Raw genomic sequence first — 13,447 nt, forward strand, 5'->3', positions numbered from 1 at the left:
GGCTTCGGCATCACGCAGAAGCCACGGTTCCACGGGGAGACCCCCCCGCCCCGCCCTCCCCGGACGCCCCCGCTCGCGAAGAGTCCGGGTCAGCGCGCGAGGGCGAAGTAGACGACGAACGCGGCCGAGGCGACGTACATCATGGGATGCACCTGCCGGCCCCGCCCCCGGCAGAGCTTGATGAAGCAGTAGGCGACGAAGCCGGCGCCGATCCCGTTGGTGATGGAGTAGGTGAAGGGCATCACGGTGAGCGCCCCGCGCGCCTGCAGCCACAGCGTGAGGAGCAGCCCCGCGACGGCCACGGCCACGGGCGCCGCGGTCAGCTGGCCCAGCGTCACCGGCACGCCCGGCGGTCCCGGCTTGACGATCCCGGCCGAGACGAGCCCGATGAAGAGGATGAACAGGCCGATGCCAGCGCCGATGGCCTGCTTGAGCGCCAGCGGGATGGCGTTCATGATCGCCTCGCGGAAGCCCGTGAGCACCAGCACGGTGATGACGAGCCCCTCGAGGAAGACCACGCCCATGGCCCCCTGCCAGGAGAGCTTCATCCCCGCCATGAGCTGGAAAGCCACCACCGCGTTGAGCCCCATGCCGGAGGCCAGCGCCAGCGGGTAGTGGCTCCAGAGCCCCATGGCGATGGTGAGCACCCCGGCCACGAGACAGGTGGCCGCCTGGGTCGCAGCGAAGGGCGCGCCCTTGCCCTCGAGCCCCGGCACGCCGGCGAAGGAGAGGATGGCCGGGTTCACGAAGATGATGTAGGCCATGACCATGAACGTGGTGAGCCCCGCCCGCGTCTCCCGACCGGCCGTCGTCCCTCGCGCCGACAGCCCGAAGTAGTCGTCGAGCACGTCTCAGTCCCCCTCGGCTGATGGCTCCCGTTCCCGGATCTGCGGGGGCGTCACGCCCTCCTCCGGGACAACCCGGCGGCCCACCGTGATGAAGCCGGTGTGGGCGACCATGCGGTGAAAGGGGCGCACGGACATGTTCTCGATGTTCCACGGGCGGAACAGCGTCTCGAAGGTCTCCACGAGGGCGTAGCCCGGGTGCCGCCGGAGCGCCTCGCTCGTCTCCCGGGCCTGGATGATGGTCGGCACGTACGAGAGAAAGATTCCGCCGGAACGGAGCCGCTGCGCCACCGGCTCCACGAGTCGCCACGGCTCGGGCAGGTCGAAGACCACGCGGTCCACCGGCTCCTCCTCGGCGAGCCCCTCCTCGACCGGCTGGAGCCGCACGGTCAGGGTGGTGACCTCCCCCGCGCGCATGTGGATGTTGGCCAGCGCTCGCCGCGCGAAGTCCTCGCGCTGCTCGTAGCTGATCACGCGCCCCCCGGGCCCCACCGCCCGGAGCAGCGCCAGTGTGAGCGCGCCCGAGCCCATCCCCGCCTCCAGCACGCGCGCGCCGGGAAAGATGTCGGCCCAGAAGATCACCATGGCCAGGTCCTTGGGGTAGATGACCTGGGCTCCGCGGGGCATGTCGAGCACGTACTCCGCCAGCGTCGGCCGCAGCGCGAGGTAGCGCGTCCCCCGGGAGGTGCGGACCCAGGAGCCGTCGGGGTGGCCGATGATGGTGTCGTGCGGGATGAAGCCGCGATCGGAGTGGAAGGTGTCGCCCTTGCGCAGGAGAAAGAGGTGGCGGCGCCCGCGCTGGTCGATCAGGAGCGCCTGCTCGCCGTCCTCGAAGTCGGGAAGTTCGGGCATGGAGCTAGCGGCGGCCCGGCTCGGGCAGGGCCAGGGCCACGAAGAAGCCCGCCAGTGGCAAGAGGGCCGAGATCCACAGCGCCGCCGCAAGCCCCCACTGGTCCGCCACCCAGCCCAGGGCGCTCGCCCCGAGGCCTCCCGCCCCGATGGCAAAGCCCACGACGAGCCCCGAGGCCATGCCGGGACTGCGCGGGAGGTAGGCCTGCCCCAGCACAACCGAGACGGTGAAGGTCGAGACCAGGACGAAGCCCAGCGCCCCGAGCAGGACGAAGACGAGGACCCCCTCGACGAAGAGCACCCCGGCCCCGAGGGGCGCGGCCATCAGGAAGACGCTCACGACGTAGCGCCGCACGCCCACCCGGTCGGCGACGGGCCCGGCGCAGAGCGTGCCCAGCGCGCCGGCCCCCAGGAAGATGGCGAGCATGGTGCCCACCATCCGCGGATCGCCGTGGAGCACGTCGAGATAGTAGAAGGGCATGAACGTCGTGAAGCCGAGCTGCGTCCACGAGCGGATCGCGACCATCAGGATCAGCAGGCTCATGGCTCCCAGCATGGTCCGCGTCCCGGCGGCGGCCGCGCCGGGTGCGCTGGCGGCCGGCGCCGGAACCGACAGCATCGGCAGCACGGCCACGAGCAGGGCTGCCACGAGGAAGCCCGGGATCAGCATCCCGAGCGTGCCGGGCATCCCGAAGCCCGTCAGCAGCGCCGTCACCAGCGGCGGCCCGGCGGCGATCCCGATGTTCCCACCCGTGGAGAAGATCGACACGCCGGTGGCCTTGCGGTCTCCGGCCACGACCGTCGCCGTGCGGTAACCCTCGGGATGGTAGGCTGCCACGCCGAAGCCGGTGATGATCACGAGGCCGACCACGACGCCGTAGGAGGGCGCCAGTCCGGTCAGCCCGAGCCCCACGGCCGAGAGGAGCACCGACACGGGCAGAAGCCAGCGTCGCCGGCTCCGGTCGGCGAGGTGCCCGAAGAGGGGCTGGATCAGTGACGAGGTGATGTTGGCCGCGAGCACGATGACCCCCGTGGCCGTGTACGAGAGGTCGAGCGCCGACCTGAGGAAGGGCAGGATGGCCGGCAGCGATCCCTGGTTGACGTCGATCACCATGTGGCCGAGACCGAGCAGCCCCAGCAGACGCATGTTCGGCCGGACCCGCTCGCCGGCGGCCGTGACGACAGAGGCAGTCAGAGGCACGGCCGGAGCGGCCGGGTCCGGGGTCATGGCCCTATGCTACACTACCCGCGCGGTGAAGGTCACCGAGCTCGGCCACGTCGCCCTCTTCGTTCGCGATCTCGAGGCGGCGCTCCACTTCTACCGCGACCTCCTCGGCCTGCGCGAGACCGGACGCGGCAAGGGCGGGCGCATCGCCTTCCTGTCCGCCGGCGCGCGCCCTCATGACATCGCCCTCGAGGTCGCCCGCGGCGCGGGGGCGCCGCTCCCTCGGGGCGCGCCCGGTCTCTACCACATCGCCTTCCGGGTGGGCCGGAGCCCGGACGACCTCGCGGCGGCGCGGCGCGAGGTGGAGAGGCAGGGCCTGGTGCCATTCGGCGAGATGGCGGGGGCCGCGCCATCCTTCTGCGTGAAGGACCCGGACGGCAACGACATCGAGCTCTACGTGGACCCCGCCGGCTGACGCACGCGCCACATCGTCGCGGCCCCCAGCACGAGCGCCAGCGCCACGAAGCCGAAGCCCCCGAGGTAGCTGCCCGTGGCGTCGTAGATGGCGCCACCGGCCCACGCTCCGATCGCCTCGCCCGGTCCCACCGCGAGAGACATCCACCCGTAGATGGTCGCAAAGGTGGGCCCCGCGAAGATGTCCGCCGTCCGCGCCGAGGCGACGATGCCCGAGGAGCCCTGGGCGACGCCGTAGAGGAGGACATAGCCGAGGAGCCACCCCCGCCAGCCCTGCCAGCCCAGCGCGGCGAGGCAGGCGATCCCGCCCACCGCGCTCGCATAGGTGATCGAGAGCGTCTGGGCGCGGCCGATCCGGTCCGCGAGCCACCCGGTGCAGAGCCGCCCGCCGAGGCTCACGAGGCTCACGCTGCCCAGGGCGGCGGCTGCCTGCGCCGGCTCCACGCCGGCCCCGATGGCGAAGGCCACCATGTGGACGTTCATGAGCGGGAAGGCCATGGCCGAGAGCCCGCGTGAGGCCACGAGGTTCCAGAAGGCGGCCGTCCGCGCCGCTCGTGCGAGTGTCCAGCCGGCCGGCTCCGTCGGGACTGCCGCGGCAGGAGCCGCGGCGGCCGGCGCGGGCCCGGGGAGCCGCTGGAGGAGGTTGGCAGGGGCGATCACCGCGAGGAGGAGGGCCGCCCAGACCAGCAGCACGCCGCGCCAGTCCACCAGCGCCACGAGGGTTTGGGCCAGCGGGATGAAGGCGAAGGCGCCGAGCCCCGTGCCGAGATCCACGAGCGCGATGGCCTGGCCGCGCGCCCGCGGATACCACAGGGCCGCGACCGTCATGTTGGCCTGGCTGCCGAGGCCCGACAGGCCGAGGCCGCCCAGCACGCCGTAGGTGAGCGTCAGCGCGCCGAGGCTGCCGGCCCGGCTGGCCAGGACAAGCCCGCAGGCCGCGACCACCGCGCAGGCCGGGAAGAAGCGCCGCGGGCCGAGCCGGTCGAGCCCCCAGCCGACCAGGGGCCCCGTGAAGCCCCCGAGCAGGAGCGCCACGGACTGCACGCCGGCGACATCGCGGCGCGGGGCGGCGAACTCGGTGACCAGGGGCAGGTAGAGGACCGCGAAGGCCATGACGATGCCGTTCTGCACCGCCAGGGTGAGCGCGGCGATGCCGAGCGCCCGTCGCCCGCCGGTCACGCCGTCGTCAACGGACCTCGCGGAATGTCGGGATCGCGTGGCGGCGGGGGCCGGCGGTGGTGGGTTCCACGAGCTTCATCACGCGAAGAACGGAACCAGCGCGAGCGCCGCGCCCCCGGCCACCACCGAGGCGATCTGGCCGGCCGTGTTGGCGCCGGCCGCGTGCATGATCAGGTGGTTCCTCGGGTTGGCCTCGAGGCCCACCTTCTGGACGACCCGCGCGCACATGGGAAACGCCGAGATCCCGGCCGCCCCGATCAGGGGATTGATCCGCTTGCCGGAGGCCACGTACATCAGCTTGCCCAGGAGCAGCCCGGCGGCGGTGCCGACGGCGAAGGCCACGACCCCCATGGCGTAGATCATGATCGTTTCCGGCCGCAGGAAGTCCCGGGCCGCCATCATGCCTCCCACCGTGAGCCCGAGCAGAATCGTCACGATGTTGGCCATCTCGTTCTGCGCCGCCTGGGAGAGCCGCTCGAGCACGCCCGCCTCCCGCAGGAGGTTGCCGAACATGAGGGTGCCGATGAGCGGAGTGGCCTTCGGCGCGACGAGACCCACCACGAGGATGGTCGCGATGGGGAACACGACGCGAGCGCGCCGGGACACTGTCCGGGCCCGGGCGGGCATCGCGAGCCGCCGCTCGGTCTCCGTGGTGAGCGCCCGCATGATGGGGGGCTGGATGATGGGCACCAGGGCCATGTAGGAGTAGGCCGCCACCACGATGGAGGCCGTGTACTTGGAGCCGAGGATGGTGGCCACGTAGATGGACGTCGGGCCATCCGCCGAGCCGATGATGCCGATGGACACCGCGTCCTTGAAGCTGAAGTCGAACAGGCGCAGGCCCCCGTCGCCCAGGAAGTACGCCAGGAAGAAGGTGCCGAAGATCCCGAACTGGGCGGCCGCGCCCAGGAAGACCGTGTACGGCCGCTCCAGCAGGGAGCCGAAATCGATCATGGCGCCCACCCCGATGAAGATCAGGAGCGGGAACAGCTCGGTGTCGATCCCGGCGGTCTTCAGCACGGCGAGGAAGCCGCCGGCCTCCGCGACGCCGCCCAGGGGGATGTTCGCCAGGATGACGCCGGTCCCGATGGGAACGAGGAGCACCGGCTCGACCTGCCTGGCGATGCCCAGATAGACGAGGAGGCCGCCGAGCCCGAGCATGATGGCGGCCTGCCAGGTCAGGGCGAAGACACCCAGCAACTCTCCCTCAGGCATTCCTCGCCCCGGTCGGGCGGGCGCTCCGAGGTGCCGGCCGTCCTTCGTCGCGGGCGCCGGCCGGCTCCGGCCCGAACCAGCGGTTGAGGGCGCTCATCGCCAGCACGAGGAGGCCCAGCGTGGCGAAGACGATCCCCATGCCAGCCAGGACGAACCAGGTGGCATTGCGCACGAGGCGTTCCCGGGACTACCCCTCGATGACGGCCAGCGGATCCCCGGCCTCGACGGTCTGGCCGGGAGACACGTGGACCGCCGTGACCGTGCCGGCCACGGGGGCCACGATCGGCAGCTCCATCTTCAAGGCCTCCATGATGCAGATGCGGTCGCCCTCGGCGAGCGGCTTGCCCGCCTCGGCGTACACCCGAAGGATCTTGCCCGGCGCAGGTGCCTCCACGATCTCCTCAGCCACTCCGTCGTCGCTCCTCTGTCTGGTGTTCGGCGTTGACCCCGGCCCGCCTTTTCAGGCGCGCCACGTTACCACGCGCCGGCCGAGCCAGTCAAACTCGACGCCGTCGCCCTCGGCGCCGTCGCCATGGTATTCTGGCCCAGCCCCGGGCCGGCGCCGCGCGTGAGCGGGCCTGCGAGCGGGGACGCGACGGCAATCCTTCCGCCTCGGGCTCACCCCCCCGGACCCGGATGGCAGCCGCTCTTCAAGAGGAGGGGCGACGACATGCACTTCGAGCTGTCCGACGAGCTCAGAGCCCTCGCGCAGGTGGCCCGGGAGTTCGCCGCCGAGAGGATCACACCCTTCGTCCAGCAGTGGGACGCCGAGCACTACTTCCCCTACCGGGAAGTCGTCAAGCCCATGGCGGAGCTCGGCTTCCTGGGGACGGTGATCCCCGAGGAGTACGGCGGCAACAGCATGGGCTGGCTCGCGACCATGATCGTCACCGAGGAGATCGCGCGGGCCTGCAGCTCCCTCCGGGTCCAGATCAACATGGAGACGGTGGGCTGCGCCTTTCCCATCCTCCGGTACGGCGCCGAGGAGCTCAAGCGGAAGTACATCCCCAGGCTGGTCAGCGCGGAGTACCTGGGGGGCTTCGCCATCACCGAGCCCACCGCGGGCTCCGACGTCATGGGCATGAAGTCCACCGCCGAGGACCGCGGAGACCACTGGCTCCTGAACGGATCGAAGACGTGGATCTCCAACGCGACGCTCGCCGACGTGGTCATCTACTACGCCCACACCGACCGGGGCGCGGGGGGCCGGTCGCTCTCCGCCTTCGTCGTCGAGCTCAAGGGCGTGGACGGGGTCACGACCTCGGACCTCGACAAGCTGGGATCGTATCTCTCGCCCACGGGGGAGCTGACGCTGACGAACGTGCGGATCCCCAAGGAGAACACCCTGGGCCGGCCGGGGGACGGCGCCGGCATCGTCTTCAGCTCCCTCAACCAGACGCGCCTCCAGGCGGCCGCGGGGGCGGTGGGTCTGGCCCAGGCGTGTCTGGATCAGGTGACGCGGTACTGCACCGAGCGGGAGCAGTTCGGGCAACCGATCGGCCAGTTCCAGATGAACCAGGACATGGTGGCGCAGATGGTCACGGAGATCGAGGCGGCGCGGCTCTTGGTCTACCGGGCCGCCTGGCAGAAGGATCAGGGCACCCTCGGCAACGCGCTGGAAGTGGCCCAGGCCAAGTACCTGGCCGGCGAGGTGGTGGCGAAGGCCGCCAGCTACGCCATGCGCATCCTCGGCGCCTACGGCTACTCGACCGAGTACCCCGTCGCCCGCTATTACCGGGACGCCCCCACGTACTTCATGGTCGAGGGCTCGGCCAACATCTGCAAGATGATCATCGCGCTCGATCAGCTCGGCTATCGCAAGGCCAACAGGTAAGCGGAGGGAGATCGCGCATGCGCCCGTACTTCGAGAAGATGGATGCGCTCGGCAAGCCGCTCAAGCCGGCCGACGTCGCGGAGATGGCCGAGAACCGCGACCAGATCGCGGCGATGCTCGGGGAGCTCGGCGCCGAGGTGGACCGCGTGAAGGGCGCGGGGCTGCCGGCCGGGAAGATCCGGGAGCGGGGCGAGATGACGGTCTGGGACCGTATCGAGTACCTCGTGGATCCCGGGATGTTCTGTCCTCTGCACACGCTCTACAACCCTCGCCAAACCGAGGAGGGCGTGACCGGCGTCGTCGATGGGCTGGCCCGGATCGGCGGCAGGTCCGGGGCGTGGATCGCCGGCCAGGCCGAGAACCAGCTGCGCGTCGCCGACCTCGCCAAGCGGCTCCGCCTGCCCCTGGTCTGGCTGGTCAACTGCTCCGGTGTGAAGCTGACCCAGCAGGACGAGGTGTACCCCGGCCGCCGGGGCGGCGGCACCATGTTCTTCCGCCACGCCGAGCTCGAGCAGGACGGCATCCCGGTGGTGGCCGGCATCTACGGGACGAACCCGGCCGGCGGGGGCTATCAGAGCATCAGCCCCACCCTCCTCTTCGCCCACAAGAACGCCAACATGGCGGTCGGGGGCGGCGGGATCGTCAGCGGGATGAGCCCCAAGGGCTCCTTCGACGAGGCCGGGGCGGAGCAGATCATCGCCGCCGCCCGCCGCTTCAAGGAGGTTCCCCCGGGCAGCGTCCGCATCCACCACGACTCCACCGGCTTCTTCCGGGCCGTGTTCGACACGGAGGCCGAGGTCCTGGACGCGCTCAAGGCGTGCGTGGCGCAGATGCCCGCGTATGACCCGAAGTTCTTCCGGGTCGCCGAGCCCGCAGAACCCAGGTATCCGCTCTCCGACCTCGCCTCGATCGTCCCCCTCAACCCGAAGGCCGTCTACAGCTTCGAGGACGCGCTGGCCCGCCTCGTCGACGGCAGCGAGCACCTTGAGTTCCGGCCGGGATTCGGCCCCGAGGTCTACACCGGCCTGGTCAAGGTCGACGGCCTCCTGGTCGGCGTGATCGGCAACCGCCAGGGCCTGCTGGGGATGCACTACCCGGAGTACACCACCGAGTACATCGGCATCGGCGGCAAGCTCTACCGCCAGGGCCTGATCAAGATGAGCGAGTTCGTCACGCAGTGCGGGCGGGACCGGGTGCCGATCATCTGGTTCCAGGACACGACCGGGATCGACGTCGGCGACACGGCCGAGAAGGCCGAGCTGCTGGGCCTGGGCCAGTCGCTCATCTATTCCATCGAGCACACGGAGCTGCCCATGATGCTCGTCGTGCTCCGGAAGGGCACGGCCGCGGCGCACTACATCATGGGCGGCCCCACGGCCAACAACCACAACGCCTTCACGCTCGGCACGCCCGCCACCGAGCTCAACGTGATGCACGGGGAGACGGCCGCCGTGGCGTCGTTCTCGCGGCGCCTCGTCAAGGAGAAGGAGGCCGGGCGGCCGCTCGGGCCCGTGATCGAGCAGATGAACGCGCTGGCCCGGCAGTACCAGGAGCAGTCGCGGCCGATCTACTGCGCCATCCGGGGATTCGTGGACGAGGTCGTGCCCTTCGAGGACCTCCGCCGCTACATGGTCACCTTCGCCGGCGCCGCCTACCAGAATCCCCCGTCCATCTGCCCCCAGCACCAGATGCTCTTGCCCCGGCTGATCCGGTCCCAGGTCGTCCGTGGCCAGGAGCGCCCGAAGAAGGCGCGCTGAGGGGCCCGCATGTCGACGATGGCGATGAAGATCGGCGTTCACGTCGGGTCCATGACCCACTCCATGGAGGATCTGCTCCGCATCTACCGCATGGCCGATGAGGCCGGGCTCTACTGGGTGTCCGTCTCCGACCACCTGTACGCCAACCCGCTCACCACCCCCTCGACGCGGCAGGTCCCATGCTTCGAGGGCATCTCCACCATGGCGGCGGTCGCCGCGGCGACCCGGCGCGTCCGGGTGGGCTCGATGATGATCTGCGTGCCGTTCCGCCATCCCGCGCTGCTGGCCAAGGCGGTGGTGAGCATCGACCACCTCTCGGGCGGGCGGGTGGAGCTGGGCGTGGGCGCGGGGTGGTTCGCCGAGGAGTTCGAGGAGTTCGGCTTCCCCTTCCCGCCCGTCGGGCAGCGCTTCGACATGCTGGAGGAGGCGCTGCAGATCCTCCGCTCCATGTTCAGCGACCCCGTCACGAACTTCCAGGGCCGGCACTACCAGGTCCGGGGCGCCATCTGCGCGCCCAAGCCGCTCCAGGAGCACCTGCCCATCTGGGTCGGCGGGCACGGCCCCAGGCGCACGCCGCGCGTGGCCGCCCGGTACGCCGACGGCTTCAACACGCCGTACCTGGATCCGCCCGACTGCAGGGCGCGTCTGGAGGAGCTGGACCGCGCCTGCGAGCAGATCGGGCGCGACCCGAGGACGCTCCAGCGTACCGTCAACGTGCACTTCCTGATGGGCGCCGATGCCGACGCCATCGCGCGCGGTCGCGAGCGCTACGCCGCGATGCCCGACTCGCACCGGCGCGGGGCGCTGCTCGGGGGCACGCAGGAGGCCATCGACCGCATCGGCCAGTACCGCGCGGTGGGCGCCCAGGGCCTGAACATCGCGTTCCGGCCCCCGGTCGACTGGGACGCCTACCAGTGCTTCCTGGAGGACGTGGCGCCCGTGTTTGCCGGGGAGCGCCGGGCGGCGCGACCGGCGAGCGCGACGGAGGAGGAGAAGCCATGACGACACCGGAGGACGACGCCCGCACCCGCTGGCTCGCCGACCTTGGCGAGGTGAGCCCCGCCGCCACCCACGCGGGACTGCCGCTCGACCCGTGCTACTTCCCCGCGGCCCTCACGCCGGAGTACGGGGAGCGCCTCGGCGTCCCGGGCGCCTTCCCGCTCACGCGCGGCATCTATCCCGGGATGTTCCGGAACCGGCTCTGGACCATCCGGCAGTACTCGGGCTTCGGCACCCCGGAGGAGACGAACGCGCGCTACCGCTTCCTCCTGGAGCACGGGCAGACGGGCCTGTCGGTGGCCTTCGACCTGCCGACCCAGATGGGGCTCGACTCCGACGACCCGCGCGCGCAGGGCGAGGTGGGCAGGGTGGGCGTCGCCATCGACACGGTGGACGACCTGGCCGCGGTCTTCGAGAGCATCCCGCTGGACCGCATCAGCGTGTCCTTCACCATCAACGCCACCGCGGCCATCCTGCTGGCCATGTACGTCGTCGTGGCGCAGGAACGGGGGCTCGCCCCGCGCCGCCTCACGGGCACCGTCCAGAACGACATCCTCAAGGAGTACGTCGCCCGCGGCACCTGGAACTTCCCCGTGCGGCCGGCCCTCCGGATGATCGCCGACAGCATCGAGTTCGCCTCGCGCGAGCTGCCCCGCTTCAACCCCATCTCCATCGCGGGCGCCCACTTCAGGGACGCGGGGGGGACGGCGGTGCAGGAGGCGGCCTTCACGCTGGCCGATGCCATCGCCTACGTCGAGCACGTCACCCGTCGCGGCCTCGCGGTGGATGCCTTCGCGCCGCGGCTCTCCTTCTACTTCTACACGCACTCGGACCTCTTCGAGGAGGTCGCCAAGTACCGCGCCATGCGCCGGCTCTGGGCCCGCCTCATGCGCGACCGCTTCGGCGCGCGCGACCCGCGCGCGTGGCACTTCCGCTTCGGCGTCGTGTGCGGGGGCAGCACGCTCACGCAGCAGGAGCCCCTCAACAACGTGGTGCGCGTCGCCTACCAGGCGCTGGCCTCCGTGCTGGGCGGCGCCCAGACCATCTTCACCTGCGCGTGGGACGAGGCCATCGCCATCCCGACGGAGGCCTCGGCGCTCCTGGCGCTTCGCACGCAGCAGATCCTCGCGCAGGAGACGAACGTGCCGGCGGTGGTGGACCCGCTCGGCGGGGCCTACTTCCTGGAGGATCTCACGGACCGGATGGAGGCCGCCGTGGCCGCCAAGCTCGAGGCCATCGAGCGGGAAGGCGGGATGGTCGCCGCCGTCGAGGCCGGCCGGGTGCAGCAGGAGATCGCCGACAGCGCCTATCGCTGGCAGCGGGCCGTCGAGGCCGGGGACCGCCGCATCGTCGGCGTCAACTGGGACCGCACGGAGGAGGCCCCGGGGGGCGAGTTCTTCCGCGAGAGCCCGGAGACCATGAGCCACCAGCTGGCGCGGCTCGACCGCAGCCGGCGCGCGCGCGACCCACGGCGCGTCGACAAGGCGCTGGAGGCCCTCCGCCAGGCAGCCGCGGGAGGGGAGAGCCTGATGCCTCACTTCCTCGAGGCCGCCGCCGCGCGCGCGACGATCGGTGAGATGGTGACGCGGCTCCGGGAGGTGTTCGGGGAATTCCGCGAGCCGGTCGTCTTCTGAGCCCGGATCACGCCCCCGCCGCCGCCGTCCGCGCGGCGATGCGGCCGAAGATGGCGGCCTTGCCGAGTGCCGAACCGGTCATGTAGGCGCTGCCGTGCAGGCCGCCGACGATCTCCCCGGCGGCGAGGAGGCCCGCGATGGGCTCGCCGAAGACGTCGAGGACCCGCATGGCCGGGTCGACGCAGAGACCGCAGTAGGTGCCGAAGATCGCCGTCGCCGAGGGGTAGGCGTAGAAGGGCGGCCGCTCGATGCGGCGCAGCGCTCCGTGCCTGTGGACGAGGTGCCTGCGACCGAAGTCCGGGTCGTGCCCGGCCGCGACGCCGCGGTTGTAGTCGGCCACCGTGCGGCAGAGGGCGTCCGGCGGCACCTCGATCATCGCCGCCAGCTCCTCCAGGCGCTCGGCCCTGAGCATCAGGCCCGCCGCGAGCCGCCGCTCGAAGTCGAAGAGGCGCATGGCGTTCTCGCCCTGCTCGAAGATGCCCTCGTCGAGGATCTGGTAGGCGCAGCCGCCGGGCTGCCGGAGGCAGGCATCGCCGAGCAGCTTGTAGGAGATCGACTCGTCGACGAAGCGCCGGCCCTCCTGGCTGACCGCGATGGCCCCCTTGTAGACGGCCAGGCACGCATGCACGGTGGTGGTGTCGACGGGGTGCTTGCCGAACGTGCCCTTGATGTAGGCCATGTCGCGGACGTCGGCGCCGAGCGCCCACGCCATCTTCAGCCCATCCCCGACATTCCCCTCGCCACCGATGAGGATCGCCCGCTCGTACCCCGGCGCGAAGCGGTGGATCAGCTCCGCGTTCCGGCCGAACCCGCCGCAGGTCAAGATGACTCCGCGCCGGCTCGTGATGGCGAGGCCCTCGCCCCCACGCTCGGCGATCACCCCGTCGACTCGCCCGTCGGGCGCGCCCCGCCGCAGCCGGCGCGCCGCAACGCCCGTGAGGACCTCCACACGCCCGGTCTCCCGGCCCAGCCGCTCCAGGAGGCGCACGAGCCCGGCGGGATCGGTCGTGTGCACGCGCGGCACCGACTGGCCCGAAGAGGCCTCGATGACCGGGCTGAACTCCGCCCCTTTTCGCCGCAGCCACTCGTAGGTGTCGCGCTGGTGGACAACGTAGGCGCCGACGATGCGCTCGTCGTTCTCGAAGCCTCCGACCTCGCGGAGGTCCCGGAAGAGAAGCTCGTCGGAATCCTCGATGCCCTGCGCCCGCTGCAGGTCGGTTCCCGCGAACGCCAGACAGGCCGAGCTCATGGCCGATGAGCCGCCGGTCTCGTCCATCTTCTCGAGCAGGAGCACGCGGATCCCCGCCTCCGCCGCCTCGAGCGCGGCGGCGATACCGGCCAGGCCTCCGCCCACCACGACCAGCTCTGCGTCGCGCTCTCGCATCGCACCCCCCGAAGGGCCTGATCGAACCGGAACCGGCGGTAGACGACGGGCAGGCGCCCGCGGCTCGAGCCGGGTCGAGGCGCCGGCGGGGCTGCGTCCTGCCAGCCCCACC

The 13,447-nt window shown here is 71.4% G+C and carries 13 protein-coding genes; 5 read left to right on the forward strand and 8 right to left on the reverse strand.

Going from position 1 to position 13,447, the window contains the following annotated elements; all coding sequences use genetic code 11:
* Window positions 1–89: 89 nt before the first annotated feature.
* The 3 genes from HYV93_07825 to HYV93_07835 form a co-directional block, all read right to left on the reverse strand.
* Window positions 90–770, reverse strand: a complete 681-nt coding sequence (locus tag HYV93_07825; GenBank protein ID MBI2525878.1) for an NCS2 family permease — start codon at window positions 768–770, stop codon at window positions 90–92.
* Between the two features lie 81 nt (window positions 771–851).
* On the reverse strand, window positions 852–1,697 hold the full coding sequence (locus tag HYV93_07830) for a tRNA (adenine-N1)-methyltransferase (protein ID MBI2525879.1): 846 nt from the start codon (window positions 1,695–1,697) through the stop codon (window positions 852–854).
* Between the two features lie 4 nt (window positions 1,698–1,701).
* A complete protein-coding gene (locus tag HYV93_07835; GenBank protein MBI2525880.1) occupies window positions 1,702–2,922 on the reverse strand; it encodes an MFS transporter in 1,221 nt (406 codons plus the stop codon).
* A 25-nt stretch (window positions 2,923–2,947) separates the two neighbouring features.
* Between HYV93_07835 and HYV93_07840 the strand changes: the two genes are divergently transcribed.
* A complete protein-coding gene (locus HYV93_07840; GenBank protein MBI2525881.1) occupies window positions 2,948–3,334 on the forward strand; it encodes a VOC family protein in 387 nt (128 codons plus the stop codon).
* On the opposite strand, the gene HYV93_07845 is transcribed toward HYV93_07840, so the two are convergent.
* The 4 genes from HYV93_07845 to HYV93_07860 form a co-directional block, all read right to left on the reverse strand.
* The gene (locus HYV93_07845; GenBank protein ID MBI2525882.1) at window positions 3,313–4,512 is read right to left on the reverse strand and encodes an MFS transporter; all 1,200 of its coding nucleotides are present in this window, start codon (window positions 4,510–4,512) and stop codon (window positions 3,313–3,315) included. The two genes, HYV93_07840 and HYV93_07845, sit on opposite strands and share 22 nt — an antisense overlap.
* Window positions 4,513–4,590: 78 nt before the next feature.
* Window positions 4,591–5,727, reverse strand: coding sequence for a sodium ion-translocating decarboxylase subunit beta (locus tag HYV93_07850; GenBank protein ID MBI2525883.1), 1,137 nt, complete (start codon window positions 5,725–5,727; stop codon window positions 4,591–4,593).
* The gene (locus tag HYV93_07855; protein ID MBI2525884.1) at window positions 5,720–5,899 is read right to left on the reverse strand and encodes an OadG family protein; all 180 of its coding nucleotides are present in this window, start codon (window positions 5,897–5,899) and stop codon (window positions 5,720–5,722) included. Before HYV93_07855 ends, HYV93_07850 begins: the two co-directional genes overlap by 8 nt.
* Before the next feature lie 15 nt (window positions 5,900–5,914).
* The gene (locus HYV93_07860) at window positions 5,915–6,136 is read right to left on the reverse strand and encodes an acetyl-CoA carboxylase biotin carboxyl carrier protein subunit (GenBank protein MBI2525885.1); all 222 of its coding nucleotides are present in this window, start codon (window positions 6,134–6,136) and stop codon (window positions 5,915–5,917) included.
* Between the two features lie 261 nt (window positions 6,137–6,397).
* Between HYV93_07860 and HYV93_07865 the strand changes: the two genes are divergently transcribed.
* From HYV93_07865 to HYV93_07880, 4 genes are read left to right on the forward strand one after another with little or no spacing between them, the layout of a single operon-like run.
* Entirely contained in the window at window positions 6,398–7,561 is a 1,164-nt protein-coding gene (locus HYV93_07865) for an acyl-CoA dehydrogenase family protein (GenBank protein MBI2525886.1), read from the forward strand.
* A 17-nt stretch (window positions 7,562–7,578) separates the two neighbouring features.
* Complete coding sequence (locus HYV93_07870) at window positions 7,579–9,318, forward strand: glutaconyl-CoA decarboxylase subunit alpha (GenBank protein ID MBI2525887.1); 1,740 nt, start codon at window positions 7,579–7,581, stop codon at window positions 9,316–9,318.
* Window positions 9,319–9,327: 9 nt separating this feature from the next.
* On the forward strand, window positions 9,328–10,320 hold the full coding sequence (locus tag HYV93_07875) for a TIGR03560 family F420-dependent LLM class oxidoreductase (protein MBI2525888.1): 993 nt from the start codon (window positions 9,328–9,330) through the stop codon (window positions 10,318–10,320).
* Window positions 10,317–11,951 (forward strand): methylmalonyl-CoA mutase, encoded by a 1,635-nt coding sequence (locus tag HYV93_07880; GenBank protein MBI2525889.1) that lies wholly within the window; start codon window positions 10,317–10,319, stop codon window positions 11,949–11,951. The genes HYV93_07875 and HYV93_07880 overlap by 4 nt, the downstream gene beginning before the upstream one ends.
* A gap of 7 nt (window positions 11,952–11,958) precedes the next feature.
* On the opposite strand, the gene HYV93_07885 is transcribed toward HYV93_07880, so the two are convergent.
* Window positions 11,959–13,335: an FAD-dependent oxidoreductase gene (locus HYV93_07885; protein ID MBI2525890.1), complete on the reverse strand. Its 1,377-nt coding sequence runs from the start codon at window positions 13,333–13,335 to the stop codon at window positions 11,959–11,961.
* Window positions 13,336–13,447 lie beyond the last annotated feature (112 nt).

The organism is Candidatus Rokuibacteriota bacterium (genome assembly GCA_016188005.1).
Classification (GTDB): domain Bacteria; phylum Methylomirabilota; class Methylomirabilia; order Rokubacteriales; family CSP1-6; genus UBA12499.

Bases quoted from the DNA above. Each gene is read 5' to 3' on its own strand.
- HYV93_07825 (MBI2525878.1), bottom strand. From the start codon at position 770: ATGGTCATGGCCTACATCATCTTCGTGAACCCGGCCATCCTCTCCTTC.
- HYV93_07830 (MBI2525879.1), bottom strand. From the start codon at position 1,697: ATGCCCGAACTTCCCGACTTCGAGGACGGCGAGCAGGCGCTCCTGATC.
- HYV93_07835 (MBI2525880.1), bottom strand. From the start codon at position 2,922: ATGACCCCGGACCCGGCCGCTCCGGCCGTGCCTCTGACTGCCTCTGTC.
- HYV93_07850 (MBI2525883.1), bottom strand. From the start codon at position 5,727: ATGCCTGAGGGAGAGTTGCTGGGTGTCTTCGCCCTGACCTGGCAGGCC.
- HYV93_07865 (MBI2525886.1), top strand. From the start codon at position 6,398: ATGCACTTCGAGCTGTCCGACGAGCTCAGAGCCCTCGCGCAGGTGGCC.
- HYV93_07870 (MBI2525887.1), top strand. From the start codon at position 7,579: ATGCGCCCGTACTTCGAGAAGATGGATGCGCTCGGCAAGCCGCTCAAG.
- HYV93_07875 (MBI2525888.1), top strand. From the start codon at position 9,328: ATGTCGACGATGGCGATGAAGATCGGCGTTCACGTCGGGTCCATGACC.
- HYV93_07880 (MBI2525889.1), top strand. From the start codon at position 10,317: ATGACGACACCGGAGGACGACGCCCGCACCCGCTGGCTCGCCGACCTT.
- HYV93_07885 (MBI2525890.1), bottom strand. From the start codon at position 13,335: ATGCGAGAGCGCGACGCAGAGCTGGTCGTGGTGGGCGGAGGCCTGGCC.